Source organism: Streptomyces sp. XY006 (assembly GCF_002237655.1).
Classification (GTDB): domain Bacteria; phylum Actinomycetota; class Actinomycetes; order Streptomycetales; family Streptomycetaceae; genus Streptomyces; species Streptomyces levis.
This window is the reverse complement of sequence record NZ_NOKT01000016.1, coordinates 41800-68695: the sequence shown is the minus strand read 5'-3', so window position 1 is coordinate 68695 and position 26896 is coordinate 41800. Positions and strand designations below refer to the sequence as shown.

The 26896-nt window shown below is 72.9% G+C and carries 26 protein-coding genes; 16 read left to right on the top strand and 10 right to left on the bottom strand.

The window, feature by feature from the left end; translation table 11 throughout:
- Nucleotides 1–109 precede the first annotated feature (109 nt).
- Nucleotides 110–1258 carry a GGDEF domain-containing protein gene (locus CHR28_RS19835; RefSeq protein WP_094054992.1) on the bottom strand — a complete coding sequence of 383 codons (1149 nt, stop codon included), beginning with the start codon at nt 1256–1258 and terminating at the stop codon, nt 110–112.
- 161 nt (nt 1259–1419) lie between these two features.
- Nucleotides 1420–2220: an enoyl-CoA hydratase/isomerase family protein gene (locus tag CHR28_RS19830; protein ID WP_094054991.1), complete on the bottom strand. Its 801-nt coding sequence runs from the start codon at nt 2218–2220 to the stop codon at nt 1420–1422.
- A gap of 361 nt (nt 2221–2581) precedes the next feature.
- Here CHR28_RS19830 and CHR28_RS19825 point away from each other — a divergent pair, with 361 nt between their 5' ends.
- On the top strand, nt 2582–3184 hold the full coding sequence (locus CHR28_RS19825) for a hypothetical protein (protein ID WP_094055104.1): 603 nt from the start codon (nt 2582–2584) through the stop codon (nt 3182–3184).
- A gap of 53 nt (nt 3185–3237) precedes the next feature.
- Here CHR28_RS19825 and CHR28_RS19820 read toward each other — a convergent pair whose 3' ends face one another.
- Both CHR28_RS19820 and CHR28_RS19815 read right to left on the bottom strand, forming a co-directional pair.
- Nucleotides 3238–4344, bottom strand: coding sequence for an adenylate/guanylate cyclase domain-containing protein (locus CHR28_RS19820; RefSeq protein ID WP_094054990.1), 1107 nt, complete (start codon nt 4342–4344; stop codon nt 3238–3240).
- A 152-nt stretch (nt 4345–4496) separates the two neighbouring features.
- Nucleotides 4497–5363 carry a biotin--[acetyl-CoA-carboxylase] ligase gene (locus tag CHR28_RS19815; protein WP_094054989.1) on the bottom strand — a complete coding sequence of 289 codons (867 nt, stop codon included), beginning with the start codon at nt 5361–5363 and terminating at the stop codon, nt 4497–4499.
- 110 nt (nt 5364–5473) lie between these two features.
- Here CHR28_RS19815 and CHR28_RS19810 point away from each other — a divergent pair, with 110 nt between their 5' ends.
- From CHR28_RS19810 to CHR28_RS19795, 4 genes are all read left to right on the top strand, one after another.
- Nucleotides 5474–7078, top strand: coding sequence for an acyl-CoA carboxylase subunit beta (locus CHR28_RS19810; RefSeq protein ID WP_094054988.1), 1605 nt, complete (start codon nt 5474–5476; stop codon nt 7076–7078).
- A gap of 15 nt (nt 7079–7093) precedes the next feature.
- Nucleotides 7094–7303, top strand: a complete 210-nt coding sequence (locus tag CHR28_RS19805; RefSeq protein ID WP_094054987.1) for an acyl-CoA carboxylase epsilon subunit — start codon at nt 7094–7096, stop codon at nt 7301–7303.
- 105 nt (nt 7304–7408) lie between these two features.
- On the top strand, nt 7409–7537 hold the full coding sequence (gene mmpB / locus CHR28_RS38420; RefSeq protein WP_094054986.1) for a morphogenic membrane protein MmpB: 129 nt from the start codon (nt 7409–7411) through the stop codon (nt 7535–7537).
- Nucleotides 7538–7568: 31 nt separating this feature from the next.
- A complete protein-coding gene (locus CHR28_RS19795) occupies nt 7569–8189 on the top strand; it encodes a Maf family protein (protein WP_094054985.1) in 621 nt (206 codons plus the stop codon).
- Here CHR28_RS19795 and CHR28_RS19790 read toward each other — a convergent pair.
- Nucleotides 8158–8634, bottom strand: coding sequence for a hypothetical protein (locus CHR28_RS19790; RefSeq protein ID WP_094055103.1), 477 nt, complete (start codon nt 8632–8634; stop codon nt 8158–8160). The genes CHR28_RS19795 and CHR28_RS19790 overlap by 32 nt on opposite strands.
- Before the next feature lie 336 nt (nt 8635–8970).
- Here CHR28_RS19790 and CHR28_RS19785 point away from each other — a divergent pair, with 336 nt between their 5' ends.
- Complete coding sequence (locus tag CHR28_RS19785; protein ID WP_094054984.1) at nt 8971–10743, top strand: acetyl/propionyl/methylcrotonyl-CoA carboxylase subunit alpha; 1773 nt, start codon at nt 8971–8973, stop codon at nt 10741–10743.
- A 262-nt stretch (nt 10744–11005) separates the two neighbouring features.
- Here CHR28_RS19785 and CHR28_RS19775 read toward each other — a convergent pair whose 3' ends face one another.
- Together CHR28_RS19775 and CHR28_RS19770 are read right to left on the bottom strand one after the other, a co-directional pair.
- A complete protein-coding gene (locus tag CHR28_RS19775; RefSeq protein WP_094054982.1) occupies nt 11006–11986 on the bottom strand; it encodes a DeoR/GlpR family DNA-binding transcription regulator in 981 nt (326 codons plus the stop codon).
- 165 nt (nt 11987–12151) lie between these two features.
- Nucleotides 12152–13600, bottom strand: a complete 1449-nt coding sequence (locus tag CHR28_RS19770; RefSeq protein ID WP_094054981.1) for an NAD(P)H-quinone dehydrogenase — start codon at nt 13598–13600, stop codon at nt 12152–12154.
- A gap of 84 nt (nt 13601–13684) precedes the next feature.
- Between CHR28_RS19770 and CHR28_RS19765 the strand changes: the two genes are divergently transcribed.
- The 3 genes from CHR28_RS19765 (at nt 13685) to CHR28_RS19755 (ending at nt 16955) form a co-directional block, all read left to right on the top strand.
- Nucleotides 13685–14122 carry a gamma-glutamylcyclotransferase gene (locus tag CHR28_RS19765; RefSeq protein WP_031132788.1) on the top strand — a complete coding sequence of 146 codons (438 nt, stop codon included), beginning with the start codon at nt 13685–13687 and terminating at the stop codon, nt 14120–14122.
- 94 nt (nt 14123–14216) lie between these two features.
- A complete protein-coding gene (locus CHR28_RS19760; protein ID WP_020274367.1) occupies nt 14217–15041 on the top strand; it encodes a purine-nucleoside phosphorylase in 825 nt (274 codons plus the stop codon).
- A 267-nt stretch (nt 15042–15308) separates the two neighbouring features.
- Nucleotides 15309–16955 carry a phospho-sugar mutase gene (locus tag CHR28_RS19755; RefSeq protein ID WP_094054980.1) on the top strand — a complete coding sequence of 549 codons (1647 nt, stop codon included), beginning with the start codon at nt 15309–15311 and terminating at the stop codon, nt 16953–16955.
- 422 nt (nt 16956–17377) lie between these two features.
- Here CHR28_RS19755 and CHR28_RS19750 read toward each other — a convergent pair whose 3' ends face one another.
- Complete coding sequence (locus tag CHR28_RS19750) at nt 17378–18082, bottom strand: PH domain-containing protein (protein WP_094054979.1); 705 nt, start codon at nt 18080–18082, stop codon at nt 17378–17380.
- 124 nt (nt 18083–18206) lie between these two features.
- On the opposite strand from CHR28_RS19750, the gene deoC reads away from it, so the two are divergent.
- The 3 genes from deoC to CHR28_RS19735 are packed head-to-tail and all read left to right on the top strand — an operon-like array spanning nt 18207 to nt 21518.
- A complete protein-coding gene (gene deoC / locus CHR28_RS19745; RefSeq protein WP_094054978.1) occupies nt 18207–19169 on the top strand; it encodes a deoxyribose-phosphate aldolase in 963 nt (320 codons plus the stop codon).
- A 20-nt stretch (nt 19170–19189) separates the two neighbouring features.
- Nucleotides 19190–20626 carry an aldehyde dehydrogenase family protein gene (locus tag CHR28_RS19740; protein ID WP_094055102.1) on the top strand — a complete coding sequence of 479 codons (1437 nt, stop codon included), beginning with the start codon at nt 19190–19192 and terminating at the stop codon, nt 20624–20626.
- Entirely contained in the window at nt 20619–21518 is a 900-nt protein-coding gene (locus CHR28_RS19735) for an aldehyde dehydrogenase family protein (protein ID WP_094054977.1), read from the top strand. The genes CHR28_RS19740 and CHR28_RS19735 overlap by 8 nt, the downstream gene beginning before the upstream one ends.
- A 68-nt stretch (nt 21519–21586) precedes the next feature.
- On the opposite strand, the gene CHR28_RS19730 is transcribed toward CHR28_RS19735, so the two are convergent.
- A complete protein-coding gene (locus CHR28_RS19730) occupies nt 21587–21994 on the bottom strand; it encodes a hypothetical protein (RefSeq protein ID WP_094054976.1) in 408 nt (135 codons plus the stop codon).
- Between the two features lie 101 nt (nt 21995–22095).
- On the opposite strand from CHR28_RS19730, the gene CHR28_RS19725 reads away from it, so the two are divergent.
- A complete protein-coding gene (locus CHR28_RS19725) occupies nt 22096–22755 on the top strand; it encodes a uridine kinase (RefSeq protein ID WP_373453369.1) in 660 nt (219 codons plus the stop codon).
- A 194-nt stretch (nt 22756–22949) separates the two neighbouring features.
- Here the strand turns inward: CHR28_RS19725 and CHR28_RS19720 are convergent, their stop codons facing one another.
- Nucleotides 22950–23741 carry a SigE family RNA polymerase sigma factor gene (locus CHR28_RS19720; RefSeq protein WP_094054974.1) on the bottom strand — a complete coding sequence of 264 codons (792 nt, stop codon included), beginning with the start codon at nt 23739–23741 and terminating at the stop codon, nt 22950–22952.
- Between the two features lie 237 nt (nt 23742–23978).
- On the opposite strand from CHR28_RS19720, the gene afsQ1 reads away from it, so the two are divergent.
- From afsQ1 to CHR28_RS19705, 3 genes are read left to right on the top strand one after another with little or no spacing between them, the layout of a single operon-like run.
- Entirely contained in the window at nt 23979–24656 is a 678-nt protein-coding gene (gene afsQ1, locus CHR28_RS19715) for a two-component system response regulator AfsQ1 (protein ID WP_010048893.1), read from the top strand.
- Nucleotides 24653–26245, top strand: coding sequence for a sensor histidine kinase (locus CHR28_RS19710; RefSeq protein WP_094054973.1), 1593 nt, complete (start codon nt 24653–24655; stop codon nt 26243–26245). Before afsQ1 ends, CHR28_RS19710 begins: the two co-directional genes overlap by 4 nt.
- Complete coding sequence (locus CHR28_RS19705) at nt 26245–26853, top strand: hypothetical protein (protein WP_094054972.1); 609 nt, start codon at nt 26245–26247, stop codon at nt 26851–26853. Before CHR28_RS19710 ends, CHR28_RS19705 begins: the two co-directional genes overlap by 1 nt.
- The last annotated feature ends 43 nt before the right edge of the window (nt 26854–26896 follow it).

Sequence of the window (26896 nt, the reverse complement as noted above, 5' to 3'; positions counted from 1 at the left end):
CACCACTGGGGACGGGGTTCGCCCCTTACCGAATGCGTCACACCGCCCGGGGCCCCCGGACCACGGGGCGCATGGGGCAGAACGGACCGCCGGGGCTGTCCGGTGGGTGTCAGGGCGCGTGGCGGCCGCGGAAGCGGCGCCGTTCGCCGCCCGCCTCCCGGGACGGCTCGTCCGCGAGCCGTACGACGGGATCGTCCGGCCCGGCCCGCCCGGCGACGACCGGTCGCCCGGCCCGCTCGGCCTTGGCCCGGTACTGGGCGGCGTCGGCGAGCCGGAACAGCCGGCGCGCGGAGCGCACCGTCCCGATCGGGTCCTCGGTGGAGGCGACACCGCAGGCCACACCGTCCCCGAGCTCCAACTCGGCGGCCCGGCGGCACAGTTCGCCGGCCGCTTTCACAACCTGGTCCGCGGGCGGCCCGACCGCCAGCAGACAGAACTCGTCCCCGCCGAGCCGCGCCGCGAGCGCCCCCGGCAGCATGGCCCCGCACAGCGACAGCACCGAGCCGAACCGCTCCAGGAGCCGGTCTCCGGCCGCGTGCCCATGGGTGTCGTTGACCCGCTTCAGTCCGTTCAGATCGCAGACGACGAGGCTGACGACGGCCCCGTCCCTGCGGTGCCGCTCGATGGCCTGTTCCAGGCGCACGTCGACGGCCCGGCGGTTGGCCAGCCCGGTGAGGGAGTCGGTGAAGGCGAGCCGCCGGGCCTCCTCCAGACGCTCGGTCTGGGCGATGCCCGCGGCCACGACGGAGGCCAGGACGGTGGCGAAGTCGGCGTCGGCCCGCCCGAAGACGGGCTCGCCGGCCGGCCGGGCGACGTAGAGCTCGCCCCAGGCCCTGCCGTGCAGCACGATGGGCGCGACGACGCAACAGCCGCGGCCGCGGCGCCGCAGGGCCGCGACCCGCTGGTGGCAGTACCCGGGCTCCCCGGCGGCGGGCCCCTCGGCCGTCTCCACCCACGCGTCGGGCTCGCCGCCGCCGGCCCACTGCTCGTGCAGGAACTCGGTGATCTCGGCGAACTGGTGCACCGGATAGGCCTCGTCCTCGGGGAACTCCTCCTCGCCCTCGGCCAGCTCACCGACGTTCACGAGGACCTTCAGCCGCCCGAGCTCCCGCTCCCACACCGACAGCGCGGCGAAGCTGCCACCCAGCGCCCGGCACGCCCCCGAGGCCGCCGCACGCCACGCCTCACGCAGCCCGTGCGCGGCCGCCATCCCCTGAGCCAACGCGACGACGGCCGCCAGCCGTCTGTCCTCACCCATCACCCCAGGCTAGGGAGTTTTCAGCCAATCCGTTCTGTTGACGGGGCGAACGGGGAGGCCGGGGGTTCACAGCGGGCGGGGGTCGTTCACAGCCGCCGCCCCCGCCCCCTCAGCCCCTGCTCCCCCGCCCCCTCAGCCCCTACTCCCCGGCCCCTCGGCCCTTACTCCCCCGGCCACTGCGGCTTGCGCCGCTCGTTGAACGCGGCGACGCCCTCCGCCCGGTCCCCGGAGAACGCCGTGGTCCGCCACGCCGCGTCCTCGACCTCCAGACCGGCCCGCAGATCCAGCCCCTGCCCCAGCCGCAGCGCCCGCTTGGCCGCCCGCAGCCCCACCGGCGAGTTCCCGGCGATGCGCCCGGCCAGTTCCAGCGCGGCCTCCCGGTCCCGCCCGGCGTCCACCACCTGGTCGACCAGCCCCAACTCCCCCGCCTCCGCGGCCTCGACCCGCCGGGCCGAGAAGATCAGCTCGGCCGCCCGGGCCGCCCCCACCCGCCGGGGCAGGAGCTGCGTCCCGCCGCCTCCGGGGATCACCCCGACCGACACCTCCGGCAGCCCCACGACCGCCGTCCGGTCCGCCACGATCACGTCACACGCCAGCGCCAGCTCGAACCCGCCCCCCAGCGCGAACCCGTGCACGGCCGCCACCGTCGGCACCGGCAGCTCCAGCACCCCGGTGTACGCCCCGCGGGTCACGGGCCGCTGCCGCAGCAGATCCGCGTCGCTGAACGAGTTCCGCTCCTTCAGGTCGGCCCCCACGCAGAACGCCCGTTCGTGCGTCGAGGTCAGCACGACCGCCCGCACGTCCCGGTCCTCCCCCAGCGCCGCGCACGCCCCGGAGATCGACCGCGCCATCTCGGTCGACACCGCGTTCATGGCCTTGGGGCGGTCGAGGACGAGCTCCGCGACATGTCCCTGCTCGTGCCGCCGCACCAGCACGAACTCCCCGAACCGTTCCTCACTCATGACACCCTCCGGTTAACGCAGGTTAACAAGACCGACGCCTCAGATCATCGCAGCCGCACCCGGCCCACGAAAGAGCGGACGCGACCGGTTCCCCACCTCTGCCCGCCCACCCGTTCGAGTGACATGCCCCCAACTCCGCCCCGAACGCCCAAGGGAGCGCATAACGTGCGTCCGCCACGGCGTACAGGGGGCGCGTGCGCATCGGGGAGGAACCATGAGGACGACGAAACCGCCGACGAAACCGCCGACGAAAAAGCCCGCGAAACCGACGGCGAAACCGACGCCGGAGCAGGACACCGGGCCCGTCCGGCCGCGCCGAACGGTGCCGGTCACGCCCCACGGGGGCTCGGCCGCGGAAACGGTGCCCCTCCCCCCTCGGTCCCGGGGCCGGCACCGCAAGCCCCGCCCCCGCAAGGTCCTGCTCGCCGCCGGCGGCCTCGCCCTGGCCGCCGGCGCCCTGAGCCTGGTCCGCCTGACCTCGGGAACCGGCGGGGGCGGCGTCGGCGTCGAGGCCGGGCCCCGCCCGGACCCGGTCGTCTCCGGCACGGACGAGACACCGGGCACGGCGGCGGCCCTCCCGGCCACGCCCGAGGCGGGTCCCTCGTCGCCCACGGCCCTCGGCGGTCTCACCCCGTCACCGGCCGCCGGGGACGCACGACCGGCCCCGTCCGCCCCGGCCACCGGACCCGGCCGAGCCACCGGACCCGGCGGGACCACGGACACGCCCCCGGCGCCCGGACCCGGCACCACGACCCTTCCCGACAGGCCGAACCCCCCGGCTCCGCCGCCCCGGGGCGAGAAACCCCGCCCGGCCCCGACCACGCCCCCGGCCCCGAGCCGGACACCACCCGCCCCGGCACCCGAGCAGCCCGAAGCGCCGGACGAACCGAAGAAACCGCAGGACCCCGGCCTGTGCGTGCCGATCATCGGCCTGTGCGTGGACTCACCCGCCGGCCGCCGCTGACGGCGCGCGGACAGCGCACCGACGGCACACCGACACGGCACACCGGGCAGCGGCTACGGCGCACCGTCCCGCCGGGTGAGCAGCCACGGCTCCACGACGCCCAGTCCACGCACCGGCCGCTGCCACATCGGCTGCAGCGCGAACCGGTACACCGGCGGCTCCTCGCCCTCCTTCTCCGCCGCCGCGGCCTCCTCGGCCGCCTCCGCCTCGGAGGCCGGGGCGTCCTGGGTGCGGATCAGCTCCTCGGCGAACGCGGTGTCGACGAGGACGGCGTCCTTGGGAGCTATCGAGGTGAGCCGGGAGGCCAGGTTCACGGTCGTTCCGAAGACATCACCCATCCGGGTGGTCACGGTGCCGAACGCCATGCCGACCCGCAGCTCCGGCATGGTCTCGTCGTGCGCCATGGTCTCGATCAGCCGCAGCGCGATCTCGGCGGCCGTGCCGGCGTCGTCGGCGGCGTAGAGCACCTCGTCGCCGAGGGTCTTGATCAGCCGTCCGCCGTTGGCGGCCACCAGGTCGGCGGCCGTGGTCTCGAAGGCCTCGACCAGCTCGCCGAGCTCCTCCTCCTCCATCCGGCGGGTCAGGCGCGTGAAGCCGACCAGGTCGGCGAAGCCGACGGCCAGCCGCCGGTCGACCATCTCCTCGTCGTCGGCGGCCTGCACCACGCGTCCGGCCGAGGCCGCGAGCTGGCGGCGCCAGACGTAGACCAGGAACTCCTCCAGCTCGGGCAGGAGCAGCTCGACGATCGGGTACGTCACCTCGGTGCGCGTCATGCCCGGCTCGGGCGGCTCGGTCAGGCCCTCCAGGAAGGAGTCGATCTGCCACTCGGCGAGCCGCGCGGTGGTCTGCCCGGTGGAGCGGGCCACCTGGACGGCCATGGCCTCGCTCAGCAGCCCGGCCTCGACGAGACCGGCCAGGCGCCGCAGGGCGAGGACGTCCGCCTCCGTGAGGGCCTTGGCCTGGCCGATGTCGGCGAAGCCCATGGCCCGCCAGAAGCGGGAGGCCAGTTCCATGGAGACGCCGGCGCTGCGGGCCGCCTGGAACGGGGTGTAGCGGCGCTCGGCGCCCAGGATGAGCTGTTCCAGCCGCAGGGCGAGCGGATCCTCGCCGGGGTCGGCGCCCTGCGCGTCCGTGCCGGAGCCCGAGTCGTCGACGGTCACGCGTGCTGCCCTTCCGATCTGTCACGGTCATGTATCGACCGGCCTCAACTCTACGGCAGGTGTGCGCCAGCTCACTCCGTCAGGTTCAGCCGAAGGGTGAGGTGCCCGGCGTCGCGGGAAACTCGACGTCCGCGCCGCTGTCCGGTCTCAGGTCACGCCGGCCTCAGGTGCACGATGTCCCCGGCGCCCACCGGCTCCTGCACCCCTTTCTCCGTCGCCAGCACCAGCCGCCCGTCCCCGTCCACCGCCACCGCTTCCCCGACCACGGCCCGGTCCCCCGGCAACTCCGCCCGCACCACCCTCCCGAGCGTCGCGCATCCGGCGGCATACGCCTCCTGCAAACCGCTCGCGCTCGGGTCGCCCCCGGCCGCACGCCACTTCCCGTACCACTCCTCCAGGGACCGCAGCACGCCCCGCAGCAACGGATCCCGGTCCGTGCTCACGGCACCGGCCAGCGCCAGCGACCCCGCCGTCGGCACCGGCAGCTCGTCCGCCTTCAGCGTGACGTTGATGCCGACTCCCATGACGACCCCGTCGTCACCGGCCCGCTCGGCGAGGATCCCGCCGGCCTTGCGTTCCTCTCCGCCCACGGTGACCAGCAGGTCGTTCGGCCACTTCAGCGCCGTGTCGACGCCCGCCGCCCGCGCCAGCCCCGCCGCCACGGCCACCCCCGTGAGCAGCGGCAGCCATCCCCAGCGCGCCACCGGCACCTCGCCCGGCGTGAACAGGACGGAGAAGAAGAGGCCGGAGCGCGGCGGCGCGGTCCACTGCCGGTCCAGGCGCCCGCGCCCCGCGGTCTGCTCCTCGGCGACCAGCACGGCCCCCTCCACGGCCTCGCCCCCGGCCGCCCGGGCGACCAGGTCGGAGTTGGTCGAGCCGGTGCGCTGGACGACCTCCACCCCCGACCACAGGCCCCCCTCCCGCACCAGGCCGCGGCGCAGGGCGGTGACGTTGAGGGGCGGCCGGTCCAGATCGGACCAGCGGCTTCCGTTGGGCTCTGATGCATCTCGCGGCGTCATGCAAGCCACCCTAGGTGTGGTAAACGCCGCACTGCCGATGTGGAGGGCCCCCACTACTCTACGGATGAGTAACCGTCCCCCCTTTTGAGCAGGCAGGGAGCCGCATCCCGATGTCCGAGCCGGAAGAGCAGCAGCAGCCTGACATTCACACGACCGCGGGCAAACTCGCGGATCTGAAGCGCCGCATCGATGAGGCGACGCACGCCGGCTCCGCACGCGCCGTCGAGAAGCAGCACGCCAAGGGCAAGCTGACGGCCCGTGAGCGGATCGAGCTCCTGCTCGACGAGGGCTCGTTCGTCGAACTCGACGAGTTCGCCCGGCACCGCTCCACCAACTTCGGCCTCGACAAGAACCGCCCCTACGGCGACGGCGTCGTCACCGGGTACGGCACCGTCGACGGCCGCCCGGTCGCCGTGTTCTCCCAGGACTTCACCGTCTTCGGCGGAGCGCTGGGCGAGGTCTACGGGCAGAAGATCGTCAAGGTCATGGACTTCGCGCTGAAGACCGGCTGCCCGGTCATCGGCATCAACGACTCCGGCGGCGCCCGCATCCAGGAGGGTGTGGCCTCGCTCGGCGCCTACGGCGAGATCTTCCGCCGCAACACCCACGCCTCCGGTGTCATCCCGCAGATCAGCCTGGTCGTCGGGCCGTGCGCGGGCGGCGCGGTCTACTCCCCGGCCATCACCGACTTCACGGTGATGGTCGACCAGACCTCGCACATGTTCATCACCGGCCCCGACGTCATCAAGACGGTGACCGGCGAGGACGTCGGCTTCGAGGAGCTGGGCGGCGCCCGCACCCACAACGCGACCTCCGGCGTGGCCCACCACATGGCGGGCGACGAGAAGGACGCGATCGAGTACATCAAGCAGCTGCTGTCGTACCTGCCGTCCAACAACCTCTCCGAGCCGCCGGCCTTCCCCGAGGAGGCCGAGCTGGAGGTCACGGACGAGGACCGCGAGCTGGACACGATCGTCCCGGACAGCGCGAACCAGCCGTACGACATGCACACGGTGATCGAGCACGTCCTGGACGACGCCGAGTTCTTCGAGACGCAGCCGCTGTACGCGCCGAACATCGTCACCGGCTTCGGCCGGGTCGAGGGCCGGCCGGTCGGCATCGTCGCCAACCAGCCGATGCAGTTCGCCGGCTGCCTGGACATCAAGGCCAGCGAGAAGGCGGCCCGCTTCGTGCGGACCTGCGACGCCTTCAACGTCCCGGTGCTCACCTTCGTCGACGTCCCCGGCTTCCTGCCCGGCGTCGACCAGGAGCACGACGGCATCATCCGCCGCGGCGCCAAGCTGATCTACGCCTACGCCGAGGCGACCGTCCCGCTCATCACGGTCATCACCCGCAAGGCCTTCGGCGGCGCCTACGACGTCATGGGCTCCAAGCACCTCGGCGCGGACCTCAACCTGGCCTGGCCGACCGCGCAGATCGCCGTCATGGGCGCCCAGGGCGCGGTGAACATCCTGCACCGCCGCACCCTCGCCGAGGCCGAGGCGAACGGCGAGGACCTGGAGGCGGTGCGCGCCCGGCTGATCCAGGAGTACGAGGACACCCTCCTCAACCCCTACGTCGCGGCCGAGCGCGGCTACGTCGACGCCGTGATCCTTCCGTCGGAGACCCGCCGGCACGTCGTGCGGGGCCTGCGTCAACTGCGCACCAAGCGGGAATCCCTGCCTCCGAAGAAGCACGGCAACATCCCCCTCTAGCCACCAGGAGCCCATATGACGATCAAGGTCGTACGGGGCAACCCGACCCCGGAGGAGCTGGCCGCCGCCCTGGCGGTGGTCAGGGCCCGCGCCGCGGCGGCGGCCGCCCTGCCGCCCGGCGCGCCGACGCCCCGCGACTCCTGGTCCGACCCGTCCCGCATCGCCGCCCACCGCCTGCCCCAGCCGGGGCCGACGGCGTGGGGCCGTACGTACTGGCCGGGCTAGCCCTCTCGCCCCCGCGGCACGGGAACCGCGCACGGCGGAACGCGGGGCGCCGATTTGAGTACCCCTACTCAGGCGCCCCGCCCCGCCAGGCCGCACGCTGGACTCATGCTGTGGTCCGACCCCGAGAACGAACCGCCCGAAGAACTGCGGGACATGCAGGGCATGCTGCGGCGGCTGAGCGTTCTCCTGGCCCTGGCCATGGTGCTGGTGATGCTCGTGATCGGCGTGAGGTGAGGGAGCGCGGGACCGCCGATACGCTGAACGCATGACAGACCAGCCGCGCCGCCGACTCGTCCTCGCTTCCCAGTCCCCCGCCCGGCTCGGCCTGCTCCGCCAGGCCGGCCTCGCCCCCGAGGTGATCGTGAGCGGCGTCGACGAGGACGCCGTCACCGCCCCCACCCCCGCCGAACTGGCGCTCGCCCTCGCCGAGGCGAAGGCCTCCGTCGTCGCGGCCCGGCCGGACGTCAAGGGCGCCCTGGTGATCGGCTGCGACTCCGTGCTCGACCTGGACGGCCAGGCCCTCGGCAAGCCCGCCGACGCCGAGGAGGCCACCGCCCGCTGGAAGGCGATGCGCGGGCGCGCCGGCACGCTGCAGACCGGCCACTGCGTCTACGACACGGTCACCGGCCGGTACGTCTCCGCGACCGCGTCCACCGTCGTCCACTTCGGCGAGCCGACGGACGAGGAGATCGCCGCCTACGTGGCCTCCGGCGAACCCCTGTACGTCGCCGGGGCGTTCACCCTGGACGGCCGCTCGGCCCCGTTCATCGACGGCATCGACGGCGACCACGGCAACGTCATCGGCATCAGCCTGCCCCTGGTCCGGCGGCTCCTGGCCGAACTGGGCGTCGGCATCACGGAGTTGTGGGCGCCGGCGGAGAAGTGACCGGGGACCCGTCGTCGCCCGCCCCGCACCGGGGCGCCGCGTCGGCGGGCTCGGCCGGACGGTCGTAGGTCATCAGCAGCAGCACGATCAGGGCGAGCACCAGCACCATGAACAGGAACGCCGGCCAGCCGACGAGCCCCCAGGTGAAGGCGCCCAGCAGCGCGTGCACGACCGCCGCGCTGATCAGCAGCACCCGCCCGAAGCCCGCCGGGGGCCGGTCGCGCACCGCCACGAGCAGGGCGACCAGGCCGCACAGCGCGAAGTAGAGGCCGAAGGCGACCCCGCCGATCTTCGACGACACCGACATCATGTGCGGATCGAGCCCGGCCAGCGACATGTCCTGCCGGTCGACGACGACCCCCAGGAACCAGTTGAGCGCCGCGATGCCGAACGCCTCGGCGAACAGCACCACCGCCACGACCCACGCCACCGGCCTGCGCACCACCGCGCCCACCCTCTTCCGTTCGGGACAGCGCGAACGCTACTAACGGGTAAACCCCGGGACAAGGGTCCGGCGGCGGGCAAAGAATCATTGGGCCATTCGTAGGGACTCCACAAAGAAACGGAGTGGCCCGCAGCACGTGATGACAGAGACCTTGACCACAGGGGACGGCTAGGGTTTGCCGGAGGAGTACTGCGTACCGCGGTGCGACAAGGGATTTCGCGGGTCGAGCGGGCCTCGCATCACGCTCCGTGTGGGCAAGCTCACCACTGGGGACGGGTCGAAGTGCCGTGTCGGCAGTCCCTAAACTCGGCTTGTTTCAAGGAGGGAGCCTCAATCGTGCGCAAGGTGCTCATCGCCAACCGTGGCGAAATCGCTGTCCGCGTGGCCCGGGCCTGCCGGGACGCCGGGATCGCGAGCGTGGCCGTCTACGCCGACCCGGACCGGGACGCTCTGCATGTCCGCGCCGCGGATGAGGCGTTCGCCCTGGGCGGTGACACCCCGGGAACCAGCTACCTCGACATCGAGAAGGTGCTGAAGGCCGCCCGGGAGTCCGGCGCGGACGCGATCCACCCCGGCTACGGCTTCCTTTCCGAGAACGCCGAGTTCGCCCAGGCGGTGCTGGACGCGGGGCTGATCTGGATCGGCCCGCCGCCGCAGGCCATCCGCGACCTCGGCGACAAGGTCGCCGCCCGGCACATCGCGCAGCGCGCGGGCGCCCCGCTGGTGGCGGGCACGCCCGACCCGGTGTCCGGCGCCGACGAGGTCGTCGCCTTCGCCGAGGAGCACGGCCTGCCCATCGCCATCAAGGCGGCGTTCGGCGGCGGCGGCCGCGGCCTGAAGGTCGCGCGCACGCTGGAAGAGGTGCCGGAGCTGTACGACTCGGCCGTCCGTGAGGCCGTGGCGGCCTTCGGCCGCGGCGAGTGCTTCGTCGAGCGCTACCTCGACAAGCCCCGGCACGTCGAGACCCAGTGCCTGGCCGACCAGCACGGCAACGTGGTGGTCGTCTCCACCCGTGACTGCTCGCTGCAGCGCCGCCACCAGAAGCTCGTCGAGGAGGCCCCCGCGCCGTTCCTCTCCGAGGAGCAGGTCGCCGAGCTGTACCGCGCCTCGAAGGCGATCCTGAAGGAGGCCGGCTACGTCGGCGCCGGCACGGTCGAGTTCCTCGTCGGCATGGACGGCACGATCTCCTTCCTGGAGGTCAACACCCGCCTCCAGGTGGAGCACCCGGTCACCGAGGAGGTCGCCGGCATCGACCTGGTGCGCGAGATGTTCCGCATCGCCGACGGCGAGGAGCTCGGGTACGGCGACCCGGAGCTGCGGGGTCACTCGTTCGAGTTCCGCATCAACGGCGAGGACCCGGGCCGCAACTTCCTGCCCGCGCCGGGCACCGTCACCACCTTCGCCCCGCCGTCCGGCCCCGGCGTCCGCCTGGACGCGGGCGTGGAGTCCGGCTCGGTCATCGGCCCGGCGTGGGACTCCCTGCTGGCGAAGCTGATCGTCACGGGCCGCACGCGCAAGGAGGCCCTGCAGCGGGCCGCGCGTGCGCTGGAGGAGTTCCAGGTCGAGGGCATGGCCACGGCGATCCCGTTCCACCGCGCGGTGGTGAAGGACCCGGCGTTCGCGCCCGAGCTCACCGGCTCGTCGGACCCGTTCACGGTCCACACCCGCTGGATCGAGACCGAGTTCGTCAACGAGATCAAGCCCTTCACCGCACCGGCCGACGCCGAGGCGGACGAGGAGCCGGGCCGCGAGACGGTGGTCGTCGAGGTCGGCGGCAAGCGCCTGGAGGTCTCCCTCCCGTCCTCGCTGGGCATGTCGCTGGCCCGCACGGGCCTCGCGGCGGGCGCCAAGCCCAAGCGCCGCGCGGCGAAGAAGTCGGGCCCGGTCGCCTCGGGCGACACGCTCGCCTCCCCGATGCAGGGCACGATCGTCAAGGTCGCGGTCGAGGAGGGGCAGGAGGTCAAGGAGGGCGACCTGATCGTCGTCCTTGAGGCCATGAAGATGGAGCAGCCCCTCAACGCGCACCGCTCCGGCACGATCAAGGGCCTGTCGGCGGAAATCGGCGCGTCGGTCACGTCGGGCGCCCCGATCTGCGAAATCAAGGACTGACCCACAGCCCAACGCATACGGCGCGGCCCCTCAGGGGCCGCGCCGCTCTGCTACCCCTACCAAGCTGCGGGCAGTCGTGCCTCCCCCAGTGCCTGAACGGCCTGGGAGGTACCCCCAGGGGCGGCACGGGTGGGCGCTGGGGGTACCCCCTGCTCGAAGAGCTTGGGGGAGGCACCCCGCACCGCCGGGCTGCGCAACGCCCCGACCTCGGCAGCAACGCCGAGCACCGAACCACGCACAGCCCCTCAACCCACCGCGGCACTCACCGCCGCCGCAGATCCGCCACCCGAGCCCGCTCAGCCCCCGGCCCCGGCCCCTGCTCCCCGAGCATCGACGTGGACCGCAACCCACCCCCACCCCCCGGCACCTGCCGCCGAGGCCCGGGCAACGGCACATCCCGGCGCTGCTGACGCGCCGGGACGGCATCACCCCCGGGGCCTGCCGACCCCGCGGAACCCCCCTGCCCCCCGGCCACGGTGATCTGCACGCCCTGGTCGGCCAGTGCCTGGAGCTCCGTGGCCGCACGGTCGTCGTGGGCGGGCGGCTCGTCCGTCACGAGGCGGGTGATGAGGTCCGTCGGCACGGTCTGGAACATCGTGTCCGTCCCGAGCTTGGTGTGGTCCGCGAGGACCACGACCTCCGCGGCCGCCTGCACCAGCGCCCGGTCGACGGACGCCGACAGCATGTTGGACGTGGACAGCCCCCGCTCGGCGGTCAGCCCGCTCCCGGACAGGAAGGCCCGGGACACGCGCAGCCCGTGCAGGGACTGCTCGGCTCCGCTGCCCACCAGGGCGTAGTTCGAACCGCGGAGCGTACCGCCGGTCATCACGACCTCGACCCGGTTGGCGTGGGCCAGCGCCTGCGCCACGAGCAGCGAGTTGGTGACGACGGTCAGGCCGGGCACCCGGGCGAGCCGGCGGGCCAGCTCCTGGGTCGTCGTACCCGCCCCGACCACGATCGCCTCCCCCTCTTCCACGAGATTCGCGGCGAGGTCGGCGATGGCGGTCTTCTCGGCGGTCGCGAGATGGGACTTCTGCGGAAAGCCGGACTCCCGCGTGAAACCGCCCGGCAGTACCGCACCGCCGTGCCGGCGGTCGAGGAGTCCTTCTGCCTCCAGCGCGCGCACGTCCCGCCGTACGGTCACTTCGGAGGTCTGGACGACGCGGGCGAGCTCACGGAGCGACACGGCCCCGTTCGCTCGCACCATTTCGAGGATCAATTGGCGACGTTCTGCAGCGAACACGAAACTGACAGTAACGCCAGCGACCGTCTGCTTTCAGCAGTTTGCGCTGAATAGCAGAAGATGTTCGCACCGAGCAGCCCGAAGTGGTATAGAGCCTAGTCGCCCCGGTTATGCCGTACGCATGGTCGAACACTCCACGTGACCAGCGAGGAGCCGGTTTCGGCCTCAGCCGTCGCCGTTCATCTTCCGCGTGTGCAACTGCCGTGCCACCTCGGCGATCGAGCCCGACAGCGACGGGTAGACGGTGAAGGCGTTCGCGATCTGCTCGACCGTCAGATTGTTGTCGACCGCGATCGAGATGGGGTGGATCAGTTCCGAGGCGCGGGGCGCCACGACCACACCGCCGACCACGATGCCGGTGCCCGGTCGGCAGAAGATCTTGACGAAGCCGTCGCGGATGCCCTGCATCTTGGCGCGCGGGTTGCGCAGCAGCGGCAGCTTCACCACCCGGGCGTCGATCTTCCCGGCGTCGACGTCGGCCTGGGTGTAGCCGACGGTGGCGATCTCCGGGTCGGTGAAGACGTTCGAGGAGACGGTCTTCAGGTTCAGCGGGGCCACGGCGTCGCCCAGGAAGTGGTACATGGCGATGCGTCCCTGCATGGCGGCCACGGACGCGAGGGCGAAGACCCCGGTCACGTCACCGGCCGCGTACACGCCGGGAGCGGTCGTGCGCGAGACCTTGTCGGTCCAGATGTGGCCGGACTCGCGCAGCCGGACACCGGCCTCCTCCAGCCCCATGCCCTCGCTGTTGGGCACGGCACCGACGGCCATGAGGCAGTGCGAGCCGGTGATGACCCGCCCGTCGGCCAGCGTGACCTCGACCCGGTCGCCGACCCGCTTGGCGGACTGGGCGCGGGACCGCCCCATGACGTTCATGCCGCGCCGCCGGAAGACGTCCTCCAGCACGGCGGCCGCGTCCGGGTCCTCGCCGGGCAGCACCCGGTCCCGCGACGACACGAGCGTCACCCGCGAGCCCAGCGCCTGGTAGGCACCGGCGAACTCGGCGCCGGTCACACCCGACCCGACCACGATCAGCTCCTCGGGGAGCTCGTTCAGGTCGTAGACCTGGGTCCAGTTCAGGATCCGCTCGCCGTCCGGCCGGGCGTCGGGCAGCTCCCGCGGGTGCCCGCCGGTGGCGATGAGCACCGCGTCCGCCGTCAGGGTCTCCTCGGTCCCGTCGGCGGCGCTCACCACGACCTTGCGCGACCCGTCGAGCGCCTGCATGCCCTCCAGCCGCCCGCGCCCGCGCAGGACACGCGCCCCGGCCCGCGTCACGGAGGCGGTGATGTCGTGCGACTGGGCGAGCGCGAGCCGCTTCACACGCCGGTTGACCTTGCCCAGGTCGACGCCCACGACCCGGGCGGCCTGCTCGATGTGCGGCGTGTCGTCGGCGACGATGATGCCCAGCTCCTCGTAGGAGGAGTCGAAGGTGGTCATCACCTCGGCCGTGGCGATCAGAGTCTTGGACGGCACGCAGTCGGTCAGCACCGACGCCCCGCCCAGACCGTCGCGGTCGACGACGGTCACCTCCGCGCCGAGTTGAGCGGCCACCAGGGCCGCTTCGTATCCGCCGGGTCCGCCACCGATGATCACGATCCGAGTCACGTACTCCATTGTCCCGCACCCCCCGGCGCGCCACCGCCCCGGGGCGGCTCTGTTACGGGAGTGACGCCGTACGGCCTGCCGTACCCTCTCCCCATGTCGCTCTACGCCGCGTACGCCGGCAACCTCGACGCGCGGCTGATGTCCCGCCGCGCCCCGCACTCGCCGCTGCGCGCCACCGGCTGGCTGAACGGATGGCGACTGACCTTCGGCGGCGAGCACATGGGCTGGGAGGGCGCCCTGCCGACGATCGTGGAGGACCCCCTCAGCCAGGTCTTCGTCTCCCTCTACGACATCGCCCCCATGGACGAGGAGTCGCTGGACCGCTGGGAGGGCGTGGGCCTCGACATCTACCGCCGCACGCGCGTACGGGTGCACACCCTGGACGGTGAGGAGTCCGCCTGGGCCTTCACCCTCAACGCGTACGAGGGCGGCCTGCCCTCCGCCCGCTACCTGGGCGAGATCGCCGACGCGGCGGAGTCGGCCGGCGCCCCGCACGACTACGTCATGGAACTGCGCAAGCGCCCCTGCTGAGGGACGGCCTCGTCGGAAACGACAAGACAACGATCGCCACCCCGTCAGCTCCACCATCTACGCGCGTAGGCATTCACCGGCTACCCTCGTCGGCGTGAACGCATCTCTTCTTCCGGACGACATCCAGGGCGACCCCCACGCGGCCGCCGACGCCGCCGCGGCCCGCCTGCGCGAACTCACGGGCGCCGAGACCCACGACGTCGCCCTCGTGATGGGCTCCGGCTGGGCCCCGGCCGTGGACGCCCTGGGCGCCCCCGAGGCCGAGCTCCAGGTCACCGAACTGCCCGGCTTCCCGCCCCCGGCGGTCGAGGGGCACGGCGGCAAGATCCGCTCCTACCGGATCGGCAACAAGCGCGCCCTGGTCTTCCTGGGCCGCACGCACTACTACGAGGGCCGCGGGGTCGCCGCCGTCGCCCACGGCGTCCGCACCGCCGTGTCGGCCGGCTGCAAGACGATCGTCCTCACCAACGGCTGCGGCGGCCTGCGCGAGGGCATGCGCCCCGGCCAGCCGGTCCTGATCAGCGACCACATCAACCTCACCGCCACCTCCCCCATCATCGGCGCCAACTTCGTCGACCTCACCGACCTGTACTCCCCGCGCCTGCGGGCCCTGTGCAAGGAGGTCGACCCCACGCTGGAGGAGGGCGTCTACGCCCAGTTCCCCGGCCCGCACTACGAGACGCCGGCCGAGATCCGCATGGCCCGTGTCATCGGCGCGGACCTGGTGGGCATGTCGACGGTTCTGGAGGCGATCGCCGCACGCGAGGCGGGCGCGGAGGTCCTGGGCATCTCCCTGGTGACCAACCTCGCCGCGGGCATGACGGGCGAGCCCCTGAACCACGAGGAGGTCCTCCAGGCGGGCCGCGACAGCGCCACCCGGATGGGCTCCCTGCTGGCACAGGTCCTGGGCCGCCTGTAAGTCCAGGCAGCCGCGGTGGCGCCCTCCCGCACGCTCCCGCACTCCCGTACGGCGAGAAGGGGACGTGCCGGGGGGTGTCCGCCCGCAGCGGTTGGCGCGTCGACGAAGGGTTAGTCGGTACGCAACCCCGTCGCGCCGTTCCGAGGACGGGGGGGGAGGCGACGGGCACCCCCGGCGCGGCCCCGGCCCACCGCCCACCCTCAGGCGAAGACGCGCCCCCCACCCACACTCGCCCACCCACGACACCGGAGAGGCTGACACCACACCGTGCACGAGGAACTCATCGCCCAGGCCCAGGCGTGGCTCACCGAGGACCCCGACCCGGACACCCGCGCCGAGCTCGCCGGCCTCATCGACGCCCGGGACCACGCCGAGCTCGCCGCCCGCTTCAGCGGCACGCTCCAGTTCGGCACCGCCGGCCTCCGCGGCGAACTGGGCGCCGGCCCGATGCGCATGAACCGCACGGTCGTCATCCGCGCCGCCGCGGGCCTCGCCGCGTACCTCAAGAAGCAGGGCGTCCCGCACGGGGACGACACGGCCGGCCTCGTCGTCATCGGCTACGACGCCCGGTACAAGTCGCGCGACTTCGCCCTCGACACCGCCGCGGTCATGACCGGCGCCGGCCTGCGCGCGGCGATCCTCCCCCGCCCCCTCCCCACCCCGGTGCTCGCCTTCGCGATAAGGCACCTCGGCGCGGTCGCGGGCGTGGAGGTCACCGCCAGCCACAACCCGCCCCGCGACAACGGCTACAAGGTGTACCTCGGCGACGGCTCCCAGATCGTCCCGCCGGCGGACGCCGACATCGCCGCGGAAATCGCCGCCGTCCCCTCCCTCACCACGGTCCGCCGCCCCACCGAGGGCTGGGACACCCTCGACGACAGCGTCCTCGACGCCTACCTCGCCCGCACGGACGCCGTCCTCGCCGAGGGCTCCCCGCGCACCGCCCGTACGGTGTACACGGCGATGCACGGCGTCGGCAAGGACGTCCTCCTGGCCGCCTTCGCCCGGGCCGGCTTCCCGGAGCCGGTCCTCGTCGCGGAGCAGGCCGAGCCCGACCCGGACTTCCCGACCGTCGCGTTCCCCAACCCGGAGGAGCCCGGCGCGATGGACCTGGCGTTCGCCAAGGCCCGCGAGACCGCCCCGGACCTGATCATCGCCAACGACCCGGACGCGGACCGCTGCGCCGTCGCCGTACAGGACGGCTCGGACTGGCGCATGCTGCGCGGCGACGAGGTCGGCGCGCTCCTCGCCGCCCACCTGGTCCGCCGCGGCGCGAGGGGCACCTTCGCGGAGTCGATCGTCTCGTCGTCCCTGCTCGGCCGGATCGCCGAGAAGGCGGGCCTGCGCCACGTGGAGACGCTGACCGGCTTCAAGTGGATCGCCCGCGCGGAGGGCCTGCGCTACGGCTACGAGGAGGCCCTCGGCTACTGCGTGGACCCCGACGGCGTCCGCGACAAGGACGGCATCACGGCGGCGCTCCTGGTCACGGAACTGGCCTCGCAGCTGAAGGAGGAGGGCCGCACCCTCCTCGACCTGCTGGACGACCTGGCGGTGGAGCACGGCCTGCACGCGACGGACCAGCTGTCGGTCCGGGTGGAGGACCTCTCCCTCATCGCGGCGGCGATGAACCGCCTGCGCGAGCAGCCCCCGACCGAGCTCGCGGGCCTGCCCGTCACGCGCACCGACGACCTCACCCAGGGCACGGACACCCTCCCGCCCACGGACGGCCTGCGCTACACGCTGGAAGGCGCCCGGGTCATCGTCCGCCCGAGCGGCACCGAGCCGAAGCTGAAGTGCTACCTGGAGGTCGTCGTCCCGGTCGCCTCGCACGCCGGCCTCCCCGCGGCCCGCGCGCAGGCCACCGAGGTACTGGAGTCGATCAAGCGCGACCTGTCGACGGCCGCGGGCATCTGACACAAGGGGCGCCCGGCTCACCACCGAGCGCCCCGAACGCCGGACCACCCGCCGGGGCGGACCCACCGGGGCCCGCCCCGGCCCCTTTCAGAGCCTCAGCACCGGAACGCGAAAGCGCCTGGGCCGCCCCGCCAGGACCCCCGGCCCTCCGGACCACCCGGCCCCTCCGGGACCACCCGCCCCGCCAGGACCCCCGGCCCTCCGGACCACCCGGCCCCTCCGGGACCACCCGCCCCGCCAGGACCCCCGGCCCTCCGGACCACCCGGCCCCTCCGGGACCACCCGCCCCGCCAGGACCCCCGGCCCTCCGGACCGCCCGGCCCTCCGGACCGCCCGCCCCGCCAGGCCCCCCGGCCCTCCGGACCGCCCGGCCCTTCCAGGACCACTCGGCCCTTCCGGGACCACCCGCCCCGCCAGACCCGTCAGCCCACCGCCACCAGGATCAGGACCAGCACCGCCCCGGCGAGAGCCGGGCCCAGGATCTCGTAGGCCCACCGCACGGTCACCTCGCCCTGCGCCGAGGCCGCCTCCCGCCGGTCCTCGTGCAGCGCGCGCAGATCGTCCATGATCCGGTCGGTCTCGGCCCGCACCGGCCCGTCGGACATGGGCCCCGCGTCGTAGCCGCCGCCGGCCCCGGACCGGGAACCGAGCGCGCCACCGCGCCCCCCGTCCTGCCCCAGCCGCCGCCGCGCCTGCGCCGTCGCCCGCATCTCGCGCCGCGCGGCCCGCTTGCGCGCACGCAGCGAGACGGGGACGGCCCACAGCTGGTACTTCGCGCCGGACTCGGTGAGGACCTCGTTCGAGTAGGCGGACCGCAGGGAGGCGACCCGGCCCCAGGGCACCACGACGACGCGCCAGGGATTGCGGATCCGCAGCCGGTCGTCCCCCGCGTACACGGCGGGCCGCAGCGTGAAGGCGACGACCAGCGGTACGACGAGGAGCAGCACGGCGAGCGCCAGCCAGGGCGTGCGGCCCTCGCCGTTGATCACCGCGTCGATGCCGATCCACGCGGCGATGGCGAGCAGCATCACGCCACCGGCGATGGCCGGAACCGACCGGAACACCCGGTCCCGGGACTCGGCCTCCGACGGCTGCGGCGCTGGTGACTGGGGTTCGGGGCTCGTCATGTCTCGATTCTGCCGGACCGGTTCCGCGCTCGGTCATCCGCCCGAGGCTCTCCCGAGGAGGGTCCCGGGAAGAATCGGAGGGCTGTACAGCCGCTACGCGCGTAGATATGCTCGTCTGGTGACCATGCCCAGTTCTGCACTCACCGCAGCTCACCCCCTCAAGGACGTCACCGCGTCCGACAGCGCGCTGCGCCGCTTCCTCCACGGGCTCCCGGGCGTCGACGCGGTCGGACTCGAGGGGCGTGCGGCCTCCCTCGGCACGCGTTCGATCAAGACGACCGCGAAGGCGTACGCGATCGACCTGGCCATCTCGATGGTCGACCTGACGACGCTGGAAGGCGCGGACACCCCGGGCAAGGTCCGGGCGCTCGGCGCGAAGGCGGTCAGGCCCGACCCGACCGACCGCACGACGCCCACGACGGCCGCCGTCTGCGTCTATCCCGACATGGTGGCCGTCGCCAAGGAGGCCGTCGCCGGCTCCGGCGTGAAGGTCGCCTCGGTGGCCACGGCGTTCCCGGCCGGCCGTGCCTCGCTCGACGTCAAGCTGACCGACGTCCGCGAGGCCGTCGCCGCGGGCGCCGACGAGATCGACATGGTCATCGACCGCGGGGCGTTCCTGGCGGGGCGATACTTGAAGGTGTACGACGAGATCACCGCCGTGAAGGAGGCCTGCGGCACGTCCGCGCGCCTGAAGGTCATCTTCGAGACGGGCGAGCTCTCGACGTACGACAACATCCGCCGCGCGAGCTGGCTCGGGATGCTGGCCGGGGCGGACTTCATCAAGACCTCCACCGGAAAGGTCGCGGTCAACGCGACCCCGGCGAACACGCTGCTGATGCTGGAGGCGGTGCGCGACTTCCGCGCCCAGACCGGCATCCAGGTCGGCGTGAAGCCGGCCGGCGGCATCCGCACGTCCAAGGACGCCATCAAGTTCCTCGTGCTGGTCAACGAGACGGCGGGCCAGGACTGGCTGGACAACCACTGGTTCCGCTTCGGCGCCTCCTCGCTGCTCAACGACCTGCTGATGCAGCGCCAGAAGCTGGCCACCGGCCGCTACTCCGGTCCCGACTACGTGACGGTGGACTGAGCCCCATGAACATGGACAACGTGTCATCGGTTTTCGCATACGCCCCGGCCCCCGAGTCCCGCTCGATCGTCGACATCGCGCCCTCCTACGGCCTGTTCATCGACGGCGAGTTCGTCGAGGCGGCGGACGGCAAGGTCTTCAAGACCGTCTCGCCGTCCTCCGAGGAGGTCCTGTCCGAGATCGCGCAGGCCGGTTCCGAGGACGTCGACCGCGCGGTGAGAGCCGCGCGCCGGGCGTTCGAGAAGTGGTCGGCGCTGCCCGGCTCGGAGCGCGCCAAGTACCTGTTCCGCATCGCGCGGATCATCCAGGAGCGTTCGCGTGAGCTCGCCGTCCTGGAGACCCTGGACAACGGCAAGCCGATCAAGGAGACCCGCGACGCGGACCTGCCCCTGGTCGCGGCGCACTTCTTCTACTACGCGGGCTGGGCCGACAAGCTCGACCACGCCGGCTTCGGCGCGAACCCCCGCCCGCTGGGCGTCGCCGGCCAGGTCATCCCCTGGAACTTCCCGCTGCTGATGCTGGCGTGGAAGATCGCCCCGGCGCTCGCGACGGGCAACACGGTCGTCCTGAAGCCGGCCGAGACCACGCCCCTCTCGGCGCTGTTCTTCGCGGACATCTGCCGCCAGGCGGGCCTGCCCAAGGGCGTCGTCAACATCCTTCCGGGCTTCGGCGACACGGGCGCGGCGCTGGTCGCCCACCCGGACGTGGACAAGGTGGCGTTCACCGGCTCCACCGCCGTCGGCAAGGAGATCGCGCGGACGGTCGCGGGCACCCGCAAGAAGGTCACCCTCGAACTGGGCGGCAAGGGCGCCAACATCGTCTTCGACGACGCTCCCATCGACCAGGCCGTCGAGGGCATCGTCAACGGCATCTTCTTCAACCAGGGCCAGGTCTGCTGCGCGGGCAGCCGCCTGCTGGTCCAGGAGTCGATCCACGAGGAGCTCCTCGACTCCCTCAAGCGCCGCCTGTCCACGCTCCGCCTCGGCGACCCGCTGGACAAGAACACCGACATCGGCGCGATCAACTCCGAGGAGCAGCTCACGCGCATCACCTCGCTCGTCGAGCAGGGCGAGGCGGAGGGCGCCGAGCGCTGGTCCCCGGCCTGCGAACTGCCGGAGAGCGGCTACTGGTTCGCCCCGACGCTGTTCACGAACGTCACCCAGGCGCACACGGTCGCCCGGGACGAGATCTTCGGCCCGGTGCTGTCGGTGCTGACGTTCCGCACGCCGGACGAGGCGGTCGCCAAGGCCAACAACACGCCGTACGGCCTGTCCGCCGGCATCTGGACGGAGAAGGGCTCGCGCATCCTGGCGGTCGCGAACAAGCTCCGCGCGGGCGTCGTCTGGTCCAACACGTTCAACAAGTTCGACCCGACCTCGCCGTTCGGCGGCTACAAGGAGTCGGGCTTCGGCCGCGAGGGCGGCCGCCACGGCCTGGAGGCGTACCTCGATGTCTGAGAAGTCCGAGCAGCAGCGGCTGAGTGTCTTCAAGACCTACAAGCTGTACGTCGGCGGGAAGTTCCCGCGTTCCGAGAGCGGCCGGGTGTACGAGGTGACCGACGCAAAGGGCAACTGGCTGGCCAACGCGCCCCTGTCCTCCCGCAAGGACGCCCGGGACGCGGTCGTCGCCGCGCGCAAGGCGTTCGGCGGCTGGTCCGGGGCGACGGCGTACAACCGGGGCCAGGTGCTCTACCGCGTCGCCGAGATGCTGGAGGGCCGCCGGGACCAGTTCGTGCGCGAGGTGGCCGACGCGGAGGGCCTGGGCAAGTCCAAGGCCGCCGCGGTGGTGGACGCGGCCATCGACCGCTGGGTCTGGTACGCGGGCTGGACCGACAAGATCGCCCAGGTGGTCGGCGGCGGCAACCCCGTGGCGGGCCCGTTCTTCAACCTGTCCTCCCCGGAGCCGACGGGCGTGGTGGCGATCGTCGCCCCGCAGGAGTCGTCGTTCCTCGGCCTGGTCTCCGTGGTGGCCCCGGTGATCGCCACCGGCAACACCGCGGTCGTGGTGGCCAGCGAGAAGGCCCCGCTGCCCGCGCTGTCCCTGGCCGAGGTGCTGGCCACCTCCGACGTCCCCGGCGGCGTGGTCAACGTCCTGTCGGGCCGCACGGCGGAGATCGCCACCCCGCTCGCCGCCCACCAGGACGTCAACGCGATCGACCTCGCGGGCGCCGACGAGGTGCTGGCGGAGGAGCTGGAGATCGCCGCGGCCGACAACCTCAAGCGCGTGCTGCGTCCACAGCCTGTGGATTATGGGCGGACGCCCGGCATCGACCGCATGACGGCGTTCCTGGAGACCAAGACGGTCTGGCACCCCACGGGTTCGCTGGGCGCCTCGGGCTCCTCCTACTAGGAGCCCGCACAGCCGGAGCCCCGGCCCTCCTCCGTCCGGGAGGGCCGGGGCTTCTTCCGTGCGCGTGCCTACTGCTGCGACAGCAGCCCCGCGGCCTGCCCCACCACCGGGATGCCCGCGATCGACTGCGCCTGCGCCACCGGCCCCGTCAGCGCCTGGGACGTCATCGGCTTGAAGTCGGCGAGCTGGGTGCCGACGCCGTTGTCGAGCGGGTCGACTCCCGTGCCGGCGAGCGGGTTGGGCTTGAGACCGGCGACCGGGCCGGTGACGTAGCCGAGCGTGCCGGTCGTGGCCTGGAGGCCGGACTGGGGGTCGATGCGGCCGAGGTCGGTGGGCCGCGTGTTGACCACGCCGAGGAGGGACGCGGTGTCCGCCGCGGCCGTCGTCGTGCCCGCGCCCAGCGCCGCCCCCGCGGTGGCGAGGAGGGCCAGAGCGCGCCGGGCGGTCGGCTTCTTGGGGGAGTCGTGTCGGGCCATCGCTGCCACCTTCTGATGCACTCGGTAACCGAATCAACGCGAAGGGTAGTTGAGGTGTGGCGCGCGCATCAAAGCCGACCCGCGGGGTCGTACGGCGCCCGATGGATGCCTCACACTGGTGTCCCGTGAGTTCCCCTCTGCCCATACCCACGCGAGTCGTGCTGCTCTGCGGCCCCTCCGGCTCCGGCAAGTCCCTCCTCGCGGCCCGCTCCGGCCTGCCGGTGCTGCGGCTCGACGACTTCTACAAGGAGGGCGACGACCCGACACTGCCCCTGGTGGCGGGGAGCTCCGACATCGACTGGGACCATCCGGAGTCCTGGGACGCGGAGGCGGCCGTGGCCGCCATCGTCGAGCTGTGCGGCACGGGCCGCACGGACATCCCCGTCTACGACCTCTCGCTCAGCGCCCGGACCGGCGCCGAGACGGTCGACATCGGCCGGACCCCGCTGTTCATCGCCGAGGGCATCTTCGCCGCCGAGATCGTCACGCGCTGCCGGGAGCTGGGCGTCCTCGCCGACGCGCTCTGTCTGAGCCGCGGCCCGGTGAAGACCTTCCGCCGCCGCTTCCTGCGGGATCTGCGCGAGGGCCGCAAGTCGGTGCCGTTCCTGCTGCGCCGCGGCTGGCGCCTGATGCGGCAGGAGCGCTCGATCGTCGCCCGCCAGACGGCGCTGGGCGCGTACGCCTGCGACCGCGACGAGGCGATGGGCCGGCTGGCGGACGCGGCGGCGGGCCGCTGCGCGGGACTGCGCACGGCGGCCTGAGCGCCCCCGGAGCGCCCGAGCGGCCCGAGCGGAGGTACGCACACGAAAGCGGGACTGGACGGACCCCCCGGCCCTCCAGTCCCGCTCCCCGTTTCCCCCGTGCCCCCCGTGTCCCCACTCTCCTGGGGAGACGCCCCCCAGCGTCTCCACAGATCCCCCGTGGGCCCCCTCTTGTGGTGCTTCCCCCCCAGCCTTCAGGCGACGAGCTCGCCGAAGGCGTCCTCCTCGTCACGGCCGAAGCTGAGGACCTCGTCCTCGCGCAGCCGGCGGAGCGACCGCCAGATGCTGGACTTCACCGTGCCGACACTGATGTCGAGGATCTCCGCGATCTCCGGGTCCGTGCGGCCCTCGTAGTAGCGCAGGACCAGCATGGTGCGCTGGAGCTCGGGCAGCCGGGCCAGCGCCTGCCACAGGACCGCGCGCAGCTCGGTGCCGCGCATCGCGTCCGTGTCGCCGGGCGTCTCCGGCAGTTCCTCGGTCGGGTACTCGTTGAGCTTGCGGCGCCGCCAGGCGCTGATGTGCAGGTTGGTCATGGTGCGGCGGAGGTATCCGCCGACCGCGGCCTTGTCGCTGATGCGGTCCCACGCCCGGTAGGTCGAGAACAGCGCGCTCTGCAGCAGGTCCTCGGCCTCGAAGCGGTCGCCGGTGAGGTGGTAGGCGGTGGCGTACAGGGAGGCGCGGCGCTCCTGGACGTAGGCGGTGAACTCCGCCTCGGTCAGCGAACGGCGCTCCCCCGAGTCCTCCCCGTACGCGGTTCCCCCGTGAACCGCCCCCGTCCCCTTGTTCTCCCCCGTGTGTGCGTCAACCACCGTCATGAACCCGGTGTGCTGACGCCCGGTGCCGCGAGCGCACCCCCGCCCTCCCCCACGCTCGAAACCGCTCGCGCGGGAGGGACCCCCATCGGCACCGGACTTCTCCCCACCCCGGTGCACGTCGTGCAGACGCGTGATCACTGCGCTGGTGCTGGTGCCGTGCAGCGTGTTCATCTCGCGCCCCCCGTCGTGGACTTCCGGTGTGCGGCCCGCCGGTCGGGCGGGCTTCCTTGCCTGTGCCGAAAAGCTTGCCGCGGCACTTTCATCGCCGTGTCCGCCGACTGTCACAGACCTGTCACAGGGGTCGGCCACCGCACGAACACACCTCGTCCACAGGGTTCGGGGGTACCGGCGGGATCCTCTCGGGCCCACCGGTCGAACCCCGAGCCCTCCATGGGCCAGAATGAGCCCGTGCCTTCCCTGTTGCTGATCGAGGACGACGACGCCATCCGGACGGCCCTGGAGCTCTCTCTGACGCGCCAGGGCCACCGCGTGGCGACCGCTGCCAGCGGTGAGGACGGTCTGAAGCTGCTGCGCGAGCAGCGGCCGGATCTGATCGTGCTGGACGTGATGCTGCCCGGCATCGACGGGTTCGAGGTGTGCCGGCGCATCCGGCGCACGGACCAGTTGCCGATCATTCTGCTGACCGCGCGCAGCGACGACATCGACGTGGTGGTCGGGCTGGAGTCCGGCGCCGACGACTACGTGGTGAAACCGGTGCAGGGGCGGGTGCTGGACGCCCGGATCCGGGCCGTGCTGCGGCGCGGCGAGCGGGAGTCCAACGACGCCGCGACCTTCGGCAGCCTGGTCATCGACCGCTCGGCGATGACCGTGACCAAGAACGGCGAGGACCTCCAGCTCACGCCGACCGAGCTGCGGCTGCTGCTGGAGCTGAGCCGGCGGCCGGGGCAGGCGCTGTCCCGGCAGCAGCTGCTGCGGCTGGTGTGGGAGCACGACTACCTGGGCGACTCGCGGCTGGTGGACGCCTGTGTCCAGCGGCTGCGCGCCAAGGTCGAGGACGTGCCGTCGTCCCCGACGCTGATCCGTACCGTGCGGGGTGTCGGCTACCGGCTGGATCCGCCTCAGTGACCCAGCAGGACCCGGGGGGGACCCGCGGCTGGACCGCGGCACGCAAGGGAGTTCTGTCGCGGCTGCGCTTCACCAGCCTGCGGCTGAGGCTGGTCCTCGTCTTCGGCCTGGTGGCCCTGACGGCGGCCGTGTCGGCGTCCGGCATCGCGTACTGGCTCAACCGCGAGGCCGTGCTCACCCGCACCCAGGACGCCGTCCTGCGGGACTTCGAGCAGGAGATGCAGAACCGCGCGAGCGCGCTGCCCGAGCAGCCGACACAGGACGAACTGCAGCACACGGCGGGCCAGATGGCCGGCAGCGACCAGCGCTTCAGCGTGCTGCTGGTGGCCCGCAACGCCGACGGGAAGACCGTCTACGGCAGCTCCGGCGGGCTGAGCGGCTTCTCGCTGCGGGACGTGCCGGTGTCGCTGCGCACGGCGGTGAACAAGACGCAGAAGGCCGACGGGGCCGACAAGCACCCGCACCACCTGTACTGGCAGCGGATAGTCGACCACGACACCCCCTACCTCGTGGCGGGCACGCGGGTGATCGGCGGCGGCCCGACCGGTTACATGCTCAAGTCGCTGGAGCCGGAGGCCAAGGACCTCAACTCGCTGGCCTGGTCGCTGGGGATCGCCACGGCCCTGGCCCTGATCGGCTCGGCGCTGCTCGCCCAGGCCGCTGCGACGACCGTGCTGAAGCCGGTGCAGCGGCTCGGGGCGGCCGCCCGGCGGCTCGGCGAGGGCAAGCTGGACACCCGGCTGCGGGTCTCCGGGACCGATGAACTGGCCGATCTGTCACGGACGTTCAACAACGCGGCCGAGGCCTTGGAGAAGCGGGTCGCCGACATGGCCGCGCGGGACGAGGCCTCCCGGCGGTTCGTGGCGGACATGAGCCACGAGCTGCGGACGCCGCTGACCGCCATCACCGCCGTCACGGAGGTGCTGGAGGAGGAGCTGGAGGCGGAGACCGGGAGCATGGACCCGATGATCGAGCCGGCCGTACGGCTCGTCGTCAGCGAGACCCGGCGCCTGAACGACCTGGTCGAGAACCTGATGGAGGTCACCCGTTTCGACGCGGGCACCGCCCGGCTCGTCCTGGACGACGTCGACATCGCCGACCAGATCACCGCCTGCATCGACGCCCGCGCCTGGCTGGACGCGGTCGAGCTGGACGCCGAGCGCGGCATCCACGCCCGGCTGGACCCGCGCCGGCTGGACGTCATCCTGGCCAATCTGATCGGCAACGCGCTGAAGCACGGCGGCTCCCCGGTGCGGGTGTCCGTCCGTGAGGAGGACGACTCGCTCGTCATCGAGGTGCAGGACCACGGGCCCGGCATCCCCGAGGACGTCCTGCCGCACGTCTTCGACCGCTTCTACAAGGCCAGCGCCTCCCGGCCGCGCTCCGAGGGCAGCGGCCTCGGCCTGTCCATCGCCCTGGAGAACGCCCACATCCACGGCGGCGAGATCACTGCGGCCAACTCGCCCGACTCCGGCGCGGTGTTCACCCTGCGCCTGCCCCGCGACTCCTCCGAACCCGGGGAGCAGCCCGCCGGGAACGGGGACGGGCCCGGGGACGGCACGGGCGAGGACGCGAAGGGGGACGCCTGATGACCGTACGACGCTCACGGGTCGCCGGGCTGTCCGTGCTGGCCCTGCTGCTGGCCGGGTGCGGGATCCGGGCCACGGAGGTGCCGACGAACTTCGGGCCCGCTCCCTCGCGGGTGCAGTGCTCGCTCGCCGAGCCGGACGTGTCGACGCAGGCGGCCCGCGGGCTGCCGGTGCAGGTGTTCCTGCTGTGCGGCTCCCAGCTCGTCACCGTCGACCGGACCGTACGGGTGCCGGACGGCGCGGCCGACTCCGAGCGGCGCGTCCTGGTCGCGCAGGGCCTGCTGGACGAGCTCGCGCAGCCGCCGTCGCCCGCCGAGAAGGAGGCCGGGTACAGCACGGACGTCCGCGGTGGCATCGCGGTGGGCGGGCCCCGGCCCGGCGACCCGGAGGACACGCTGCGGCTCGGCACGGCGCCGGACAGCCTCACCTCGTACGCCCTCGCGCAGATCGTCTGCACGTTCTCCGACTCGGCGGCCGCCGAGGGCGACGGCTCCGTGGTCCTGGCGGGCCCGGGCGCCGAACCGCCGCGCCGCTACGAGTGCACCGACGAGGTGCGGTCCCGCCCGGGCAGCACGGAACCGCCCTCCAAGGAGGTCGCCGCGGAGTGACGCGGGCCGGCTGTGGCGCATGCCTCACCGGCCTCCCGGGGCC

Bases quoted from the DNA above. Each gene is read 5' to 3' on its own strand.
- CHR28_RS19705 (WP_094054972.1), top strand. From the start codon at position 26,245: ATGACCGTACGACGCTCACGGGTCGCCGGGCTGTCCGTGCTGGCCCTG.
- CHR28_RS19725 (WP_373453369.1), top strand. From the start codon at position 22,096: ATGGATGCCTCACACTGGTGTCCCGTGAGTTCCCCTCTGCCCATACCC.
- CHR28_RS19750 (WP_094054979.1), bottom strand. From the start codon at position 18,082: ATGACGAGCCCCGAACCCCAGTCACCAGCGCCGCAGCCGTCGGAGGCC.
- CHR28_RS19805 (WP_094054987.1), top strand. From the start codon at position 7,094: ATGACGATCAAGGTCGTACGGGGCAACCCGACCCCGGAGGAGCTGGCC.
- CHR28_RS19830 (WP_094054991.1), bottom strand. From the start codon at position 2,220: ATGAGTGAGGAACGGTTCGGGGAGTTCGTGCTGGTGCGGCGGCACGAG.
- CHR28_RS19765 (WP_031132788.1), top strand. From the start codon at position 13,685: ATGTCGCTCTACGCCGCGTACGCCGGCAACCTCGACGCGCGGCTGATG.
- CHR28_RS19730 (WP_094054976.1), bottom strand. From the start codon at position 21,994: ATGGCCCGACACGACTCCCCCAAGAAGCCGACCGCCCGGCGCGCTCTG.
- mmpB (WP_094054986.1), top strand. From the start codon at position 7,409: ATGCTGTGGTCCGACCCCGAGAACGAACCGCCCGAAGAACTGCGGGAC.
- CHR28_RS19735 (WP_094054977.1), top strand. From the start codon at position 20,619: ATGTCTGAGAAGTCCGAGCAGCAGCGGCTGAGTGTCTTCAAGACCTAC.
- CHR28_RS19810 (WP_094054988.1), top strand. From the start codon at position 5,474: ATGTCCGAGCCGGAAGAGCAGCAGCAGCCTGACATTCACACGACCGCG.
- CHR28_RS19770 (WP_094054981.1), bottom strand. From the start codon at position 13,600: ATGGAGTACGTGACTCGGATCGTGATCATCGGTGGCGGACCCGGCGGA.
- CHR28_RS19835 (WP_094054992.1), bottom strand. From the start codon at position 1,258: ATGGGTGAGGACAGACGGCTGGCGGCCGTCGTCGCGTTGGCTCAGGGG.
- deoC (WP_094054978.1), top strand. From the start codon at position 18,207: ATGCCCAGTTCTGCACTCACCGCAGCTCACCCCCTCAAGGACGTCACC.
- CHR28_RS19795 (WP_094054985.1), top strand. From the start codon at position 7,569: ATGACAGACCAGCCGCGCCGCCGACTCGTCCTCGCTTCCCAGTCCCCC.
- CHR28_RS19815 (WP_094054989.1), bottom strand. From the start codon at position 5,363: ATGACGCCGCGAGATGCATCAGAGCCCAACGGAAGCCGCTGGTCCGAT.
- CHR28_RS19720 (WP_094054974.1), bottom strand. From the start codon at position 23,741: ATGAACACGCTGCACGGCACCAGCACCAGCGCAGTGATCACGCGTCTG.